Genomic DNA, 16,339 nt, shown 5'->3' with positions numbered 1-16,339 from the left:
AAATCTGCATTGGCAAAAGAGTGGCGTTATCTTACTCTATAGTAAGAACGAAATTAAGGAGTGATAGTATTGACCGTCACTTTTCTGTCAACCAAAGGGCAGATAGTAATCCCAAAATAGATTAGAGAGGTCTTGAAACTGAAGCCGGGGGCTAAATTTACAGTTGAGCTCGAAGGCGAGAGAATCATTCTGAGTCCTGCAAAACAAAACATCGCAGAGGAACTCTATGGCAAATACAGGAACGTCGATTTGTTGGGAGATCTAGCGCGAGAACACCAAAAGGAGTTAAACTGCCTTGGACCGGGAAAACAGTAATCCCGAAGTCAGGGTCTTGTGGTTACAATAAGTCGCCACCATTTTTTGGCTAATCGGCTTCTCATAGGGGCCCCGCGTACTAGCTCTTTTAAATTATACTTAACTCACCTTCCCCACAACCTCTCCGCTTTCCCTCCGCTTCCTCTCCGCTTTTTGAACATATGTATTATAAAGTATAGCTAAACTTCCGATCGTTCCTGTAAAGCAATTAATTGCCGTTCTACCTGGCGTCTGAACTGCTCTATAGCACTAACCCCAGTCGTTAGAAAATCTTTAACTAACTCCCATTTAATATCCAGGTATTGGTGGGCCAGGACATTTCTAGTCCTAACTATTTCAGCTAAAGCCAAGGCCAGATCTTTATCCAGAATACCCGCCTCCTCCAACTGTATAAATACTTGCCGGTAGGTGGCAGGTACTTCTCTATCGTCTCCCGACAATAAAATCTTGGCAATATCGAGAGAAGCATTAATCAGGTTCTCAATCATCCTTTCTACATCACGTCGGCTTTTGCGATCTTGCTGGTATTGGGAATAATCAAGCTGTTTGTAGGCTTTAATATCTGCAAGTTCGGTTTCCATAAAACTTAAGCGCCGGATGATAGACACCTGCTGTTCTTTACTAATGGGCGCCATTTATTCCGTCCTCCTTAACTTCGTACGCCATCGCCACCAGTCCAGAATATATTCGTGAAAGTCCTCCGCTTCCCGCGAAATGTCAAGCATGTATTGGAGGTAAAAACCAAAGTCCCGCACCACCAGACGCTTCCCCCGCAACGCCGCCCAGGCCAGAGAAGGATCGGCCTCATTTAATACTAACAAGTCCACCTTCGTTTCCACCAGATCCTCTAGTTCATTCCACATGCGGGATATATCCTGCCTAGTATACCCTGGCTCCAAATAAACACCTACATCCACATCAGAATCGAGCCTGGCCTTTCCCCTGGCCCAGGAACCAAATAAGAAGGCCATGCGCACATGGGGTTGGCCGGTAAAGTAATGTTTAAGAAGTTGATAAACCTTGTTCTCCATAATGAATTACCCCTTATCCTGTCCAAGGTAAACTACCATATCCAGGTTTTTAAAATGCTTATCGCTGGTCACTACCTGACTTCCATACATAGTGGTTACCGTATAAACTATAGCATCAGCCATAGGCAAACCGTACTGCAAGCTAATATCGGCTGCCATAAGAAGATAAGGGGTATCCAGAGTGATTACTCTGGTCTTAAGGGATAGGCCCGATAGCTGTTAGAGCGTCTGCTTCAGAATATTCTCGTTTAACTTTTTTATAAACTTCGTAAATTATTATAGCAGGGGCTCCTCCTCATCTCGGGTATCATCTAGTTTCATCCCCTTTAAAAAGCCCTTTAGCTCGGACAGTTCCTTTTCCGGTACCAAACTTATAGAATTACCTCTGATAATGATTTCCAGGGTCTGCCCCTTCTTAATATTTAGGCGCTCGCGCACCTCTTTAGGAATGACTACTTGGTATTTGCTGGATACTCTTACCTCCATATCGATACCCCCATGAATATAATCGATGCTTTTATCGTATTACATTTCACATTTAAGATCAATGTTTTGTAACTAGTATCCGCTCCTTGAATAGACTTTCACATCCTACAAAAAATGGTATAATGATGTAAAATGAAAGCAAGGGGTTCGAGGCTTCATTAAAAGAAGAGGGATGGGGCATGAATACGAAAGTTCAACCCGACTTGGGACAAATCAAACGCATTGTTGAGGACATTGTTAATAAATTTAAACCCTCTCAGGTTATATTATTCGGCTCTTATGCTTACGGGAAACCGCATGGTGACAGCGATGTGGACCTTCTTGTAATCATGGAAACTAGACTGAGGCCTGTTTTGCAGGCAACGCAAATCTCCCTCGAAATAGAACACCCAGTTCCTTTAGATATCATTGTGCGCACCCCTCAGCAGGTAAAGGAGCGCCTTAGCCAAGGAGATTTCTTTCTTCAAGAAATCCTGACCAGAGGTGTGACATTATATGAAGCCCCTCACTAAAGAGTGGTTAGAGAAAGCAGAAGGAGATTATAAAGTAGCCTCCCGGGAAGGCGCACCAAGGTGCCGGTTTATGAAGCGATATGCTTTCATGCCCAACAGTGTGTAGATGCTATGGTTAAAGTCAGGCGCCTGATAAAAAGCTTTCTTATTAGAAAATAATCCTTTTATTTTACCTATATTGTGGCGCCTCAAACTAAATTGAAGATCGTTTGAACCGCAGCCATCGTCTCGCAAGGCAGCAAAAAGGATCTTTACCACCTGTATTTATCCGCCGGAGAAATTGCAAACTTACGCCAGTACCTGGAACTCTACCGGCGTTAATTTGCAGGAACCCACTTTAACCTGTATCACGTCCTCAAAAGCCTTACCTATTTTGCCGACTCCGAAAAGGAAAAGGACCTTAATCTTATTGCCCCCTGTTAGTTGGACCCAAATAAAGAAGTACTCCGACCAGGTTGTGCCCCCGCTTTTAACCTGCATATAGTTCAGGCATAACTTACCAGGCCGAGACCAGAAAAGCGTTAGACCTCGGAGGGAGGGAGTTTTAGCCGACCCTAGAAAACTAAGAAAGCGCATCGAACAAGGGCGGCTTAAGTATCACCCTCTTGGGGTTCAAATTCTCGGAAGAAGCGTCACCCTCCTGTTTTTGCACTGGCTAACTGTCTTCAATAATAACCCCTGCTCCATTGGGAACAACAGTTATCGAAGCCTTTTCTCCGTGAAGGCGGTCGGCCATTTCCAGTGCCTCTTCCAAGCTGGCGGCGGGTTCCAGATGCATCCGGCGCAATAGACACCCCTCGATCCGGTCTGTTACAAGTATTACTTTATGGGCCTTGAGCACCCTGGCCAGCACCTGGACCTGCCACTGATCCTTCACAGTCTTTTCCGGCGGGGTGGCCCGTATCTGGTCGAGCAAGGCGGTAGGATCGGGGGCGCGCGTCAAGAGGTCATAAAATTTTTCTCCGCCTATCCCGTCCAGACAGGAGCTCACCATAATGATAATACCGCCCTGGCAAGCCGTCCTAGCAGCAGTATATATTCCCTTAACTGCCTGGTAAAGGTTCTGGTCCAGCGGATATCCCCCGTTGCCTGCTATCACTATTTCAGCAGGGCAGCGTCTGATAGTTGCAATCTGGCGTACGAAATTCACCCCAGCACTAAAGGCCGCGTCAGGCCTGCCAGCAAAAGCGCCGATTATACGCTTGCTAGAATCTAGCGCCACGTTCAAGATAAACGCTAGGCCTGCTCTCCGGGCAGCCGCCTCCATATCCAGGTGGAAGACATTCCCCTCCAGAAGGCCTGCATGGGTATTCGCATGGTCAATCATCATGGCTGAGTGGTTCCATAAAATCGTCTCCTGGCCTGCAATACCAGGCAAAATGCTCTTACGCCCGCCAGAGAAACCTGCGAAGAAGTGGGGTTCAATGAATCCTTCCCCAATCAGTAGATCAGCTTCCAGGGCTAGCCGGTTAAGCCACAAGGGAGCCCCTGAAGGGAGCTGCCCCATATAAACGAGATTATCTCGGTCGCGGGCTTCGTGAGCTATAATTCGCTCCTGCCTGACCACCTGTTCCCCAAAGCGCTCGAGAAGCTCTGACTGCGTAGGCGGCCTGTGCAGGCCAGTAGCGATTAGCACAGTGATGTCTGCTTGCGGGTTACCAGCCCTGATTTCGGCCAAGAGAAGGGGCAAGGTCATGGAGCTAGGGAGCGGACGAGTATGGTCGCTGGTGATAATGACCACTGACCCTGCCCCACGGGCCAAATCTTTTAAAGGTGGACTCCCTAGAGGGCATTCTAAAGCCTCCCGAACTATGTCTTCCTGCGCCTTACCAGGATCCAATTCGCAGGGTTCAAGTATGGCCCTGACCCTCTCATCTGGCACTTCAGCGCTCAAGTGAGACTTGCCGTAGGGTATACGCAGAATCATTTCTCCACCTTCTTGCAAAAGGTTCCCGTTAAGATCCTTAAACTGTTATGGGGTACCAACCATATTTCTCTACTGCCCTGGCCATGGCAGAAATGTTCTCCGGCTTAACATAGTGGGGAATGCTGTTGGAGCTGGCCAAGATGTACCCGCCGCCCGGCGCTACCTGGGCGATACGCTGCCGTACCTCTTCTTCTACTTCCTCCGGGGTACCTTGAGTCAAGGTATAATTAAGATCAATATTGCCTACCAAGCACACGCGATGGCCGTATTTTCTCTTTATTTCATTTATATCCATGGCCCCCGGCTCGATGGGGTTGAGGCCGTTCATGCCCAAGGTCAGCAAGTCATCTAGTACGGGCATAAGATTGCCATCAGAATGGTAGATCCACGGCAATTTTATGGCTCGGGCCACGCGTTGCAGTTTCGGTAGGAAGAGCTCGCGGAAGACTTGGGGAGAAAACATGGGACCTGTCTTAAAGGCTATATCGTCACAGGCCCAGAGGAAGTCCACCCCCATGACATTTAGCTTCTCTACCACCCGGGCCGACCATTCTGTGTAGGCATCTAGCACTTTTTCGACCAGGGCCCGGTTGTCGAAGAGGGCCAGGGAAAAACTCTCCAAGCCCATGCTGAGCAGGGTGGGACTGGCGCCCAGGCGGATGCGGACGCAAAGGGCGAGATCTTCGCGGCCCCAGGCGTCCACAAATCGCCTGACCGGCTCATACAATTTCTCACTAGAAGGATCCGGAAATTCCATCAACTTTAAGTCGCTATCACTCTTGATGAGCCCGTCCTCTACTATTTCCATTCCTTCTAACCAGCGCTTCTTGGCAAAAAGCGGCGGGAACATGTCTAACCAGATAGCGTCCATGTTTAATTTCCGGGCGAGTTCGACCGGCGTAAAATCTTCCCGACCCATGAGCATCTGCTGCATGCGCGGTACAATGGTATCGACAAAGGGTACTCGGTCCGGTTCCTGCAACCGTAGCGCAGTCAAAACACGTTCGCGTGAAGTCATTTTCTAAACGCCTCCTCTGTAAGGAACATGGAAGGTAGCCAATGGGAAAGGTAACCAATGTAAGAAACAAGCCAGAACCGCCCTGTGCTGGCATTAAACTTTTAAAGAAGTAACTTCGGAATGAACAATGAGAGCTCAGGAACATAAGTAAACAGGAGTAGGGCTGCTAGTAGGGCTAGCAAGAACGGCCATAGCTCCCGGAGGAACTCTCCCAGGCTCAAGTTAGCGATGCTGGCGACTATATAGCTTACAACCCCTACGGGAGGAGTTAAGGTCCCTATCATCAGGTTTAGAACTGTTATTATACCAAAGTGGACAGGATCCACGCCCAGTGACCTGGCCAGGGGCTGCAACAGCGGTACCATAATAGTTAAGATGGCAATGCCTTCTAGAAACATGCCGGCAACTAGCAACACCACATTGATGAGAAGAAGGACCACCCACTTGGTCTGAGAGATACTCAACATCAATTCTGCGATGGCCTGGGGCACTTGCTCATAGGCCACAACATAGCCCAGAGGCGCGGCAGCACCTATAATAAGCATCACCCCCGCATTAGCTACCACCAGCTCGGTAAGCATTTGTGGGACATCCTTCCAGTGTAATTCACGGTAGACAAAGCGCGAGACGATGATGGCATAAAGAGCGGCGATGGCTCCCGCCTCGGTAGGAGTAAAGGTGCCACCAAACATCCCTCCAATTAGGACCACCGGAGTAAGGAGGGCCCAGACCGCTTCCTTGAAACTGACCCACACCTCAGAAAGCCTAGGGGGTGGCACCACGGGATAATTCCTGCGCTTGCTTAATATATAAGTAACAATCATGAAAAAGACCCCCATGGTCAGGCCTGGTACGATCCCGGCAAGAAGAAGCGCTCCTACCGAAGCATTGGTCAAGGCTCCATATACCACCAAGATAATGCTGGGAGGTATAACCGGTCCGATGGTAGCTGCGGCAGCAATAACAGCAGCGCTGAAAGCCCGGCCGTAACCTTCGCGGGTCATACCCTCAATGGAGATCTTGCTCAAGCCTGCCGCATCGGCTTGGGCGGACCCCGAAATACCAGCCATGATTATACCAGCTACGATGTTGGCGTGCCCCAGACCGCCAGGAATATAGCCCACCAAGTTCTGGGCGAAACGGAATATTCGCTTCGTTATGCCTCCTTTGTTCATGACTATGCCGGCCAGCAAAAAGAAAGGAACAGCCAGCAAAATAAAGCTATTCATCCCGCCCAGTATCCGCTGGGGCAGGGTGGTAAGGTCCACACCTGTGCTCAAGAGCATCCCTGCTGCCGCAGTAATGGTAAGGGCAAAGGCTACCCTCATGTTAATGGCAAACAAGAATAACAGTAGTAGTAACAGGAAAGCGACCACTTCCTAACCCCCTAACTGCTCCAGTGGACCTTCCAGGAGCGTACCCTCAGTACAAAGGCTTGCACTAAACGTACAAGCATCAAAAAACCCCCTACAGGGACTGACGAATATAGCCAGACGACAGGAATGCCAGCCATGGGCGTTTTATCCCTGGTAAATGCTCCAGTGAACATGGCCCCCGCATATATTAATAGAATGAGCAAGAGGGCCTCCAATACAAAGGCAAGAGCATCCATAGCTTTTTTCCAGTTACCCGGGACATGGGCGTAAAGCAGGTCTACGGTTATCAGGCCTTGACGCTTGATGCCCGCGGCTCCTCCAACCAAGATGGCCCAGATGAAAAGGAGTCTAGCCCATTCATCGGCCCACACCAGCGGCCTGCCTAGAATCGAACGGAAGGCGATAGCTAAAAGCACAATTACAATAACCAGTACCAGGCAAGCGCCCCCAATAATCTCCTCAAGATTGTTTATTATCTTGGACCACATCCCTCTTACACCTCTTTCCCTTTTCCGACCATAGCGAGAATAGAGGGGACCGGAGCTGCGACCGGCAAACACCTCCGGCCCCTGTCCGTACCAGCTTGGGTTTAGAAATTCTGCCACTCCTCCGGTGACAGCACTTTATACTGCTTGTTGACTACCTTGAGATGCAGGCCCTGTCCCCACTTGCTCTGCCACTTGTTCCACATGGTTTCCGTTGCCTTTCGGAAGGCTTGTTTATCCACGTCGTCAACGATAATCATACCGTGAGCCTTCAAGTCCTCCAGGGCTTTTGTGTTGGCTTCTTTGTAGCCTTGGGTAACCTTGTCCGCCAGCTTTATGGCCTCTTCTTTGAGTATTTTTTTCAGGTCGTCCGGTAGCGACTGGAAGAAACTCTCGTTGATTACAACATTTTCATTTTGCACGAAATGTCCAGTCAGCATTACGTATTTTTGAACCTCCCAGTACTTGTTGTCCCTTTGCCAGGATAAAGGGCTTTCCTGGCCATCCGCCAGCCCCGTCTGAAGCGCCATGTACATTTCCGCTGTGGGTGTGACCACTGGTTCAGCTCCCCAAGCCTTTATGGTATCCACCCTGGTTTGAGCCTCGTGGACGCGAATCTTCAGGCCTTTCAAATCTTCCGGCTTTCTAATGGGCCTTGACTTAGTGCTCAGGTGGCGCGGCCCGAAAATAGCTGAAGCGTCCAGGATACGTATCCCGCGGCTCTGTACCAGCCTCTTAGCCATCTCCTGGACTATGTCGGAACGGGCAAACTGTCTTACGTGCTCTTCATTGTCAAAGACAAAGGGGGCATCAAACACCGCAAAACTAGGCTCCAGATTTCCCAGGTAGGAGGAATTGGCAAACATCATTTGAATAGATCCTTTTTGCAACTGTTCCAACTGCTCGGCAATGGAGCCCAGCTGGCTGTTGGGAAAGATTTTCACTTCGAGGCGACCCTTGGACCGCTGGTTAACGTTTTTCGCTAATTCCTCTGCCCCCTTATGGAGAGGTTGCTCCATGGGAGCATAGTGGGCAAAGCGTATTACGTATTGTTCTTCTGCTTTTTGCCCTGTGGGACCCTGGCTTGACCTTTTTTGCCCACAGCCGCCTATAAGTAAGCTGAGCCCTAAAATCATAATTCCCACAGCAATTACTACCATCTTTTTTACTGACTTCATTAACTTCGCCCTCCCTTGTTATTTTTTCAGCTTTCGTTTAAAAGGCCAATTTCCTTCCCTTATTCGCCCCTATGTTTAACAATAAAATTTGGTGAGCCAATTGGAGAATAAGTTTTGTTCCTAGTGATTTAATCTGAAAATGTAAAGTTGCTTTCACCCCCGTAAGTCTTCATTGCGTTTTGATGAAAAATGAATTAATTTGAGGATTTACAATGGAACTTTGTTCATTTCTCTGAAAGTACTTGAAATATATGGTGAAAAGCCGCTACCCCACCTCCGTGCTAGCAAAATGAGCAAGTCGTCTCATCCTGTAACAGGGGTCCTTGATACTGTCCCCTACAGTTTCTTGACGACGGCGCGTAACGAGCTTGAAAAAACTACTTGGCTAACTTGTGAGTCGTCCAAGTCCGCCCTTCTATATCCCTTAACAACCCCTTAACAAACACCTTTATCTCTTACTCTTAAAAGCAAAACTAAACTTTCTAGTACCCAAGGGAAGTAACTTAAGCCCAGCAGTTTTTGCGCAAAGGCGCACACTGCTATTTCAGCTACGGTTATCCATTTTGAGCGGGCCTGAAAGTGACCCAGCTTCCAGGCATTAACTCTCAAGACTAAGGTGGCTAGCCATGGCCCAATATTCTCCGTTAGGTCCAATTAGTGGATTTTCAATTTCTTGGATCACTACTTTATTGGTTCAGTAACGGTGGCAGCCTTCATTATTTTTGCCCCCTCTACCTCCCATTTGCTAACCTTTACTTATCCTGCCCCCACACGCCAATTCTGCTGCTAATCTGATGGCATCCACCATGCTTTCAGGATTGGCCGTACCCTTACCTGCTTTGCCAAAGGCGGTGCCATGATCGACGGAGGTACGTATGATTGGTAAACCCAGCGTAACGTTGATCCCGGCCACAGATCCCCAGGTGCCAGAGGTGTCATCATATTGGAAACCTACAACTTTGGTAGGAATATGCCCCTGGTCGTGGTACATGGCCACCACGGCATCGTACTGGCCGCCACGGAGTTTTACGAAGATGGTATCCGGCGACAGCGGCCCTTCTACTTCCTTACCCTGTTTGCGGGCTTCTGCGATGGCCGGGCCGATCTCCTCGATTTCCTCCCGACCAAACAGTCCTCCATCGCCGGCATGGGGATTGAGGCCGGCCACGGCTATGCGGGGCCGGGCTATGCCCATCTTGAGCAAGGCTTCATGGGTGAGCTCAATTACTTTTAGCACTCGATCTTTTCTTATTAACGACGGCACCTGGCTCAAGGCCACGTGGGTGGTCACGTGGGAAACCCGGAAATTTTTATCGATGAGCATCATGCAATAATCTTTCGTTTTCGTAAGGTCGGCGAAAATTTCCGTATGCCCCGCGTAATGGTGGCCCGCCAAATTTAGGGCTTCTTTATGGATGGGACCGGTGGTGACAGCATCCACCTCTCCGGCCAGGGCCAGTTCAATGGCTTTGGCTATATACTGGAAGCTGGCCTCCCCTCCCAGACGCGTGACCTTGCCATACTCCAGTTGGTTTAGGTCCACGTTTTGCAGGTCCAAAACATCTATGGTGCCGTACTCATAGCGGCCCTGGGCAGGGTTTTCTACCGCCCTCACCCCCAGATCGACTCCAGATATCCGCACGGCCTCACACATGAGTCCGGCGTCGGCTATGACCAGAGGGCGACATTGGTCATATATTTCAGGAAGTGATAGGGCTTTGGCGGTTATTTCTGGCCCAATGCCGCAAGGGTCCCCCACTGTAATGGCAATTATAGGCCTTATCGTCACCAAACTTCATCTCCTTTAAAGGTAGCTCACCTTCTCACTACCCTAGTTGGCTCTTGCAAATATTCCACCACCCTCACAAAGGCTTCCGATGGACCAAATCCCCCCGCTTTGGTCACCACAGGTAAACCCTCAGCCATTCCTCCTAAAAGTCTACCTAAGGGAATACCGGGGAGCAGCTCTGTGACTAGATCAATACCTCGGGCTCCCAAGGCACGGCATATATGAACGGCAGTATCTCCACCGGTTATTACAAGACTCCGCACTCGTCCTCCAGCCACCAGACGCCGGGTAATCTCTCCTAAACCACTCGCAATGGCTTTGCTATGTGAAGAGCTATCCCCCCTCTCTAACAACCTTTCTCCAGCAAATAGGCTGCCCACAGCTATTACAAGAAGAAGCGGTAACTCTAAACCCTTAAGCCACCTTTCAGCCCTCTGCACTACCCGTTCAACTTCTTCCTTAAGGTGTCCGCTCTTAATCGCCTCTATGCCCACTTCTACCAAAGGCGCCTTCATTCTTCCCAATACTTCTTTTACTTGAACCGCTGTAACAGGATTGCGCGAGCCGGCTACGAGCAGAATAACACCTTCCTGAGGTAATATCCTGGAGACAGAAGCTTTTAGCCCCCAGGCTGCCGGCAGGTGGGCCGCTAGGCCAGCTGATCCTGCTATCACCACTTCCCCAGGCAATAAATTACAGGCCCCAGCAATCCTGGCCAGGTCTTCCTCTGTGGCTGCATCCAGCACCAACACCTGTTTGCCCTCATTCCGCAAAGCAGTAATGGCCCTCGCCAGTTCTTCTTCCCCTTTACGTGTGCTTTCCAGGCCTATACTCCCTACCTGTCGCCGCATTTCCCCTTGAAGAAGGGTCGGAACATGGCACGAGCTCCCCTCTGGTAGATCCGTTTTGCTCTCATCCTTCGCAATATCTTTGCTAGGAGGAGAACATAAAACTAAATACCCATTTATCATCAAACGGCCGTTGGCAGGAAAAGCTGGTACTACTAGGGCTAAATCGACTTTCATGGCATCCATCATGGCTTCCAGCTCGGCTCCGGGATGCCCCCGAAGGGTAGAATCAATTTTCTTATAAATACGATTAAATCCGATATCCTTCAATTTTCGGGTAATATCATATATACGCTTATAAGCTTCTTCTACCGTCAAGGGTCGGGTATCTGCATTTATAGACCAAACTTCCTTCTCTTTATCCCCGTACTCTATATTCTGGTAATCAACAATGACCATGGTCTTCAGGCCATATTTACAAAACTGAATTCCGGTATCGCTTGCCCCGGTAAGATCGTCAGCGATAATGGCTATTTGCTCCATACATACCCTCGCTCCTGGTGCTGCATTCACTTCTCATTCTGTAGCAAGATCCATACCAAGCTAGAAACTCCTCAGTTAGAGCTCTGGTGAAAACCTTGTAGATTTTCATATTGAAAAGCTATACCAAAAAATAAGCCTGGTTTCCCAGAGACTTAACGACCTGGCTTTGTTTTTCACTTTGTAATACATGTTTTCATTTTGAAACCTCCCAGCTCTTCAAGCGCCGCCAGAGGGTAGTTTTACTTATTCCTAAACGGCGACAAGTTTCCTCTCGGTCATAACCGGTTGCTTCCAGGGTGCGATAGATAATGTCTTTTTCCATATCGGCCAGAGTACCTTTTAGATCTATCTTTAATGTTTCTGTATTAGCACCATTTTGGGCCTCGGCCTGTACTATGTCTACCAATTCTCTTATATCCTCTAGGCTCACCTCCATACCGCTCCGCAAGACCACCAACCGCTCCAGGATATTTTCCAGTTCCCGGACATTACCCGGCCAGGCATAGCGCTGGAAAACATGTAAAACTTCCAGTCCAATCGTGGGCGGCAAGCGCCCTGTCCGGCAGCAGATTTTTTCCACCAGTTGCTGTACAAGCAAAGGAATGTCTTCTTTACGCTGGCGCAATGGGGGCAAGTATAAGCGCAGGACGTTTAATCTATAATAAAGATCGCGCCGGAAGGCCCCCGCTTTTACTGCTTCCTCCAGGTCGCGATGGGTAGCGGCAATAATGCGCACATCCACTGGGACCACCCGGTCACCCCCCACTCGCATTATGGCTTTTTGCTGTAGCACGCGCAAAAGGCGGGCCTGAAGATTTAGAGGGAGTTCGCCTATTTCGTCCAAAAAAAGCGTGCCATGATGGGCCAGCTCAAAGTAGCCTTTTTTGCCTCCTTTACGCGCACCTGTGAAGGCTCCTTCTTCGTAACCAAACAGTTCGCTTTCCAGCAGGCTTTCCGGCACGGCGGCGCAGTTTACCGCCACAAAGGGCCCGTTTTTACGCCAGCTGGCATTGTGAATGCTCTGGGCCAGCATTTCTTTGCCTGACCCTGTTTCACCGGTAATTAATATGGTGGCTTCGGCCATAGCAAACTCCTTAGCCTGGGCGATTACTCGCTGCATGGCCGGGCTAGCGGTTACGATGTCGGCAAAGGTAAACTGGGCTACATGCCCTTTCAGGTAAAGCTCCTGACGGACTTTGGCCTCTACCGCCTGGAGGTGGCTGGCGTCCTGAAAAGTAGCCACCGCACCCACGATCTCCCCGTCCGCAATTACGGGCACCACATTTTGTACCACCAGGGAGTTGCCCGCCCGGTGCAGTTCTCCCAGCCGGGCCTTACCGCTCTCTTGCACATGCTTCAGAGCCAGGCCTGGCAAAACCTCGCTGGCAAGACGGCCTACCAGGTGCCCTTCGGCTACCCCCAGAATTTTTTCCGCCGCCGGATTTACCAAGGATATGCGCCCTTCCTGGTCCGTGGCTATAATGCCCTCATAAGTAAAGTCCAGGATTACTTTAAACTGCTCGGCCCGGGCGCGTTCTTTGCGGCGTACCTCTGCCAGTTCCTGGGCTTCACGCAAAGCTAGACCTATGGCTTCTTTGCCCGAGGTCACCAGTACAGCGGCCAGGCCCCGTTCTTTGCTCCACCGGACCGAAACGGCGTCGCCTACTATGACTTCCAAGTTCGCTTCCCGCGCGATTGCGATGGCTGCCGGCGCTTCTTCTTCGGTTTTGACTTCTATCTCTTGGATATGGACGCCTAATATTTCTTCCAAACTCTTGCTGCCATAAATGACATTGCGAAAGCCTACCACGCCGATCCGGCGGCCGTATTTTCTGGCCTCGGCCAGGGCCCGGACCAGGTCAAAGGCGCTCACGGCGATCTCCACTACTGGAACATCTAACTGCAAGGAAATGGCCGTGGCCGTACCACCCCGGCTGATTATTACCTCTGCTCCTTCTGCCACCAATTCCCGGGCTACTCTAACGCCTTCGGCCAGATCTCCGACGGCGATAGCTGCCTCCATCCCTAGTTCCCGGCAAACCTGGTATGCCAGTTCGGCCAGTTCGGCATAAGGTGCGATGAGGGCTAAACGGCCGGACACGGGTTACCCCCTCTTTCCCCCGCAGGGTCACGTTTTTGGCGCCTTTATCCCTTTAAGGGATTCGACACGAAAGGCTGTTGACCTTCTGCTTGGTCAACAGCCTCGGTTGGTGAACTATCTTATTTGGGGCCTGTCTTGGCGGTGATAGCGCGCGGGCTATTCTTATGGTGGGTACAATCTCAAGAAGCTGCCTGCCTGACTCCGGCCATAAGCAGCCCTAAAGTGCGTTCATCAGCTTCCTCCGCGTCCATAACCCTCATGATCTGCCCTTCATATATTACGCCAATGCGGTCGGATAAAGTCATAATTTCTTCCAGATCCTCCGAAATGAGGAGTACCCCCATCCCGTTGTCCCTGGCTTCCATAAGCTTCATATGGACGTATTCAGTGGCTCCTACATCTAGCCCTCTCACAGGATAGGCCGCCACCAGTACGGAGGGATTACGTGTAATCTCCCGGGCCAGGATCACCCGCTGGATATTGCCACCGGAAAGGCGGCCGCTGGGAGTATCCAGGTTAGGTGTTTTAACTCCAAAGCTCTCCACCAGCGAAGCAGCCCGCGATCTTATGCTCTGGTTATGCAAGAAAATACCTTTGGCATAAGGTGGAAGGTAATGGTCTTTGAGTATAAGATTTTCCCACACGGCAAAGGAAGGTATAATGCCTACATGCAGTCTGTCCTCAGGAATATATCCCAGCCCCTGTTTGATAATCTTCTCCGGAGGCCAATTAGTGATATCTTTTCCCTCTAATAGGATTTGGCCTTTAGTTACTTTTCTCAGCCCGCTTATAACTTCGGCCAGTTCCTTTTGTCCGTTACCGGAAACCCCCGCTATGCCCAAAATTTCCCCTTGCCTGACCTCTAAAGATATTCCCCGGAGGGCCGGAGTCCCTTTATCACTAGGAGCCCAAACCTCCTTAAGCTCCAAGACAGTTTTCCCTGGCGAACCTTGCCTTTTGGCTACCCGCGGAGCCATCTCCCTGCCCACCATGAGGCGGGCCAGCTCTTGAGGTGAGGTCTCAGAAGTTTTTAGCGCAGCCACTACCCTGCCGTCCCGCAGGACCGTTACCCTATCGCTTACTGCCATGACTTCATTTAATTTGTGGCTGATAAAGACTATAGGCCGCCCCTGCCTGGCCATACCTTTAAGCAGCGCGATCAACTCGTTGGCTTCTTGCGGAGTAAGCACAGCCGTTGGTTCGTCCAGTATAAGCAGGCTAGCCCCTCGATAAAGCGCCTTGACTATCTCTACCCGCTGCTGTTCTCCCACACTCAGTTGCCAGACATAAGCCTCCGGATTGACGGCCAGGCCATAAGTGCTGGAAATTTCTTTGATCTTCTGGCTGACCGCTTTAAGATCCAGGAAAGGCCCTCTAGGAGAAGGCAAGCCTAAGGCTACGTTTTCAGCTACCGTAAGGGTGGGCACCAGCATAAAATGCTGGTGCACCATCCCAATACCGAGCTCCAGGGCTACCCGGGGAGAAGTTATCTTTACCGGTTGTCCGTTTACCAAAATTTCTCCCGCGTCCGGCTGGTAAAGGCCGTAAAGGATGCTCATCAAGGTACTTTTACCGGCCCCGTTCTCCCCTAAAAGGGCCAGTACCTCTCCGGCCCGTATTTCCAGGTCAACATGATCATTGGCCAATACTCCGGGAAACCTTTTGGTAATCCCGCGCATTTCAAGATGCCTGATTTCTTCTACCATCTAGTTTCCCCTTTACTTCTTTTGCTGTTCTTCCTTCTTAGGCTGTTCCTTAGGAAGCTCTATTTTTAGGCTTCCGCTGGCAATCTTTTGCCGGGCTTGTTCTACAGCATCTTTAGCTTCCTGCGGTATCTTATCAGCCAGCTTGGAATTATATTTAAGCTCTAAAGTGCCGTCAGCAAAAGACAACACCAGGTGTTGGCCACCGAGTACCCCCTGCTTCCTTAGTTCTATCATCTTGGTGACTACCTTTTCCCAATGATAAACCTGGGCGGCCAGGACTGTATTAGGAGCTATGCTGCTTTGATCCATATCGGTGGATAGCCAGTACTTACCACTGCGCTCGGCCACCGCCCGTATGGCGCCCACAGCTTGCTGAGAAGAACCCGTAAGAATGTCAGCGCCGGCATCCATATGCACCTTGGCCAGCTCTCCTGCTCCAACGATATTATTGAAAGAACCTGTATAAGCAATGCGAACTTTGACTTCAGGTTTGGTGGCAGCCACCCCTTGCTGGAAGCCATAGTTATACTTAATGGCATCTCCAGATTCTACAGGGCCTACTATACCTACTATGCCGGATTTGGTCATCATAGCTGCCAGTATCCCCAGGAGATACCCGCCTTCCTGGGCCTGGGGATCATAGGCAAAGATGTTGGGCGCCGTCTGGAATCCGGTCCCGTAAGCAAAGGTAGTCTTAGGAAAATCGGCTGCAATCTCCCGCAGCACGCTCTGGTATTGGGCGCCATGGGCTATCACAATGTCATACCCCTGGCTAGCATATTGCCTAATGGCCGCTCCGGCGTCGACAGCATTGCCCAGCCTTTCGCTTACGGCAATCTCTACCTTATCTTTACCCATTTTCTCCTGCACAGCTTTAAGACCTTCATACATGGACTGGCTCCAGGCCATATCGTCCACAGTGCTGGGAAGGACCAGCGCAATGCGCACTTTCTCCGGCTTCTTGGCCTCCCCTTCCTTTGGGGTGTCGGTGGCAGGTTTGCCGCCACAGGCAGCCAGCGTGGCTAAGAAGGTTACCGACAACAAGATGGTTAAGAGTTTCTTCCATTTCTGCATGTCCTAGATC

15 protein-coding genes are annotated in these 16,339 nt (G+C 50.2%); 1 reads left to right on the top strand and 14 read right to left on the bottom strand.

What is annotated here, in order from left to right:
• Positions 1–494 precede the first annotated feature (494 nt).
• From hepT to AC1BI1_RS08205, 4 genes are all read right to left on the bottom strand, one after another.
• Positions 495–950 (bottom strand): type VII toxin-antitoxin system HepT family RNase toxin, encoded by a 456-nt coding sequence (hepT, locus tag AC1BI1_RS08220; protein ID WP_476716800.1) that lies wholly within the window; start codon positions 948–950, stop codon positions 495–497.
• Complete coding sequence (mntA, locus tag AC1BI1_RS08215) at positions 951–1,346, bottom strand: type VII toxin-antitoxin system MntA family adenylyltransferase antitoxin (protein WP_476716799.1); 396 nt, start codon at positions 1,344–1,346, stop codon at positions 951–953. It lies immediately after the preceding gene.
• A gap of 6 nt (positions 1,347–1,352) precedes the next feature.
• Positions 1,353–1,532 carry a PIN domain-containing protein gene (locus tag AC1BI1_RS08210; protein WP_476716844.1) on the bottom strand — a complete coding sequence of 60 codons (180 nt, stop codon included), beginning with the start codon at positions 1,530–1,532 and terminating at the stop codon, positions 1,353–1,355.
• A 90-nt stretch (positions 1,533–1,622) separates the two neighbouring features.
• Entirely contained in the window at positions 1,623–1,832 is a 210-nt protein-coding gene (locus tag AC1BI1_RS08205; RefSeq protein WP_476716798.1) for an AbrB/MazE/SpoVT family DNA-binding domain-containing protein, read from the bottom strand.
• Positions 1,833–2,011: 179 nt separating this feature from the next.
• Between AC1BI1_RS08205 and AC1BI1_RS08200 the strand changes: the two genes are divergently transcribed.
• Positions 2,012–2,344 (top strand): nucleotidyltransferase domain-containing protein, encoded by a 333-nt coding sequence (locus AC1BI1_RS08200; RefSeq protein ID WP_476716797.1) that lies wholly within the window; start codon positions 2,012–2,014, stop codon positions 2,342–2,344.
• Positions 2,345–2,999: 655 nt separating this feature from the next.
• Here the strand turns inward: AC1BI1_RS08200 and larA are convergent.
• The 10 genes from larA to AC1BI1_RS08150 form a co-directional block, all read right to left on the bottom strand.
• Positions 3,000–4,271: a nickel-dependent lactate racemase gene (larA, locus tag AC1BI1_RS08195; protein WP_476716796.1), complete on the bottom strand. Its 1,272-nt coding sequence runs from the start codon at positions 4,269–4,271 to the stop codon at positions 3,000–3,002.
• Between the two features lie 37 nt (positions 4,272–4,308).
• Complete coding sequence (locus tag AC1BI1_RS08190) at positions 4,309–5,289, bottom strand: uroporphyrinogen decarboxylase family protein (protein WP_476716795.1); 981 nt, start codon at positions 5,287–5,289, stop codon at positions 4,309–4,311.
• A 101-nt stretch (positions 5,290–5,390) separates the two neighbouring features.
• Complete coding sequence (locus AC1BI1_RS08185) at positions 5,391–6,665, bottom strand: TRAP transporter large permease (protein ID WP_476716794.1); 1,275 nt, start codon at positions 6,663–6,665, stop codon at positions 5,391–5,393.
• Between the two features lie 11 nt (positions 6,666–6,676).
• Positions 6,677–7,153, bottom strand: a complete 477-nt coding sequence (locus tag AC1BI1_RS08180) for a TRAP transporter small permease (RefSeq protein ID WP_476716793.1) — start codon at positions 7,151–7,153, stop codon at positions 6,677–6,679.
• Between the two features lie 101 nt (positions 7,154–7,254).
• The gene (locus AC1BI1_RS08175) at positions 7,255–8,328 is read right to left on the bottom strand and encodes a TRAP transporter substrate-binding protein (RefSeq protein WP_476716792.1); all 1,074 of its coding nucleotides are present in this window, start codon (positions 8,326–8,328) and stop codon (positions 7,255–7,257) included.
• A gap of 745 nt (positions 8,329–9,073) precedes the next feature.
• Positions 9,074–10,117 carry a 4-hydroxythreonine-4-phosphate dehydrogenase PdxA gene (pdxA, locus tag AC1BI1_RS08170; protein ID WP_476716791.1) on the bottom strand — a complete coding sequence of 348 codons (1,044 nt, stop codon included), beginning with the start codon at positions 10,115–10,117 and terminating at the stop codon, positions 9,074–9,076.
• A gap of 26 nt (positions 10,118–10,143) precedes the next feature.
• The gene (locus AC1BI1_RS08165) at positions 10,144–11,448 is read right to left on the bottom strand and encodes a four-carbon acid sugar kinase family protein (protein WP_476716790.1); all 1,305 of its coding nucleotides are present in this window, start codon (positions 11,446–11,448) and stop codon (positions 10,144–10,146) included.
• A 193-nt stretch (positions 11,449–11,641) separates the two neighbouring features.
• Positions 11,642–13,549: a sigma 54-interacting transcriptional regulator gene (locus tag AC1BI1_RS08160; RefSeq protein ID WP_476716789.1), complete on the bottom strand. Its 1,908-nt coding sequence runs from the start codon at positions 13,547–13,549 to the stop codon at positions 11,642–11,644.
• A 179-nt stretch (positions 13,550–13,728) separates the two neighbouring features.
• The gene (locus AC1BI1_RS08155; protein WP_476716788.1) at positions 13,729–15,255 is read right to left on the bottom strand and encodes an ABC transporter ATP-binding protein; all 1,527 of its coding nucleotides are present in this window, start codon (positions 15,253–15,255) and stop codon (positions 13,729–13,731) included.
• A gap of 12 nt (positions 15,256–15,267) precedes the next feature.
• Positions 15,268–16,329, bottom strand: coding sequence for a BMP family lipoprotein (locus AC1BI1_RS08150; protein WP_476716787.1), 1,062 nt, complete (start codon positions 16,327–16,329; stop codon positions 15,268–15,270).
• Positions 16,330–16,339 lie beyond the last annotated feature (10 nt).

The sequence above is a fragment of the Thermanaeromonas sp. DSM 22490 genome (genome assembly GCF_056378755.1).
This window is presented reverse-complemented; position numbering and strand designations above follow the sequence as displayed.

What these genes read in the sequence shown, in the direction of transcription:
- hepT (WP_476716800.1), bottom strand. Translation starts at nt 950, where the DNA reads ATGGCGCCCATTAGTAAAGAACAGCAGGTGTCTATCATCCGGCGCTTA.
- mntA (WP_476716799.1), bottom strand. Translation starts at nt 1,346, where the DNA reads ATGGAGAACAAGGTTTATCAACTTCTTAAACATTACTTTACCGGCCAA.
- AC1BI1_RS08205 (WP_476716798.1), bottom strand. Translation starts at nt 1,832, where the DNA reads ATGGAGGTAAGAGTATCCAGCAAATACCAAGTAGTCATTCCTAAAGAG.
- AC1BI1_RS08200 (WP_476716797.1), top strand. Translation starts at nt 2,012, where the DNA reads ATGAATACGAAAGTTCAACCCGACTTGGGACAAATCAAACGCATTGTT.
- larA (WP_476716796.1), bottom strand. Translation starts at nt 4,271, where the DNA reads ATGATTCTGCGTATACCCTACGGCAAGTCTCACTTGAGCGCTGAAGTG.
- AC1BI1_RS08190 (WP_476716795.1), bottom strand. Translation starts at nt 5,289, where the DNA reads ATGACTTCACGCGAACGTGTTTTGACTGCGCTACGGTTGCAGGAACCG.
- AC1BI1_RS08180 (WP_476716793.1), bottom strand. Translation starts at nt 7,153, where the DNA reads ATGTGGTCCAAGATAATAAACAATCTTGAGGAGATTATTGGGGGCGCT.
- AC1BI1_RS08175 (WP_476716792.1), bottom strand. Translation starts at nt 8,328, where the DNA reads ATGAAGTCAGTAAAAAAGATGGTAGTAATTGCTGTGGGAATTATGATT.
- AC1BI1_RS08165 (WP_476716790.1), bottom strand. Translation starts at nt 11,448, where the DNA reads ATGGAGCAAATAGCCATTATCGCTGACGATCTTACCGGGGCAAGCGAT.
- AC1BI1_RS08155 (WP_476716788.1), bottom strand. Translation starts at nt 15,255, where the DNA reads ATGGTAGAAGAAATCAGGCATCTTGAAATGCGCGGGATTACCAAAAGG.
- AC1BI1_RS08150 (WP_476716787.1), bottom strand. Translation starts at nt 16,329, where the DNA reads ATGCAGAAATGGAAGAAACTCTTAACCATCTTGTTGTCGGTAACCTTC.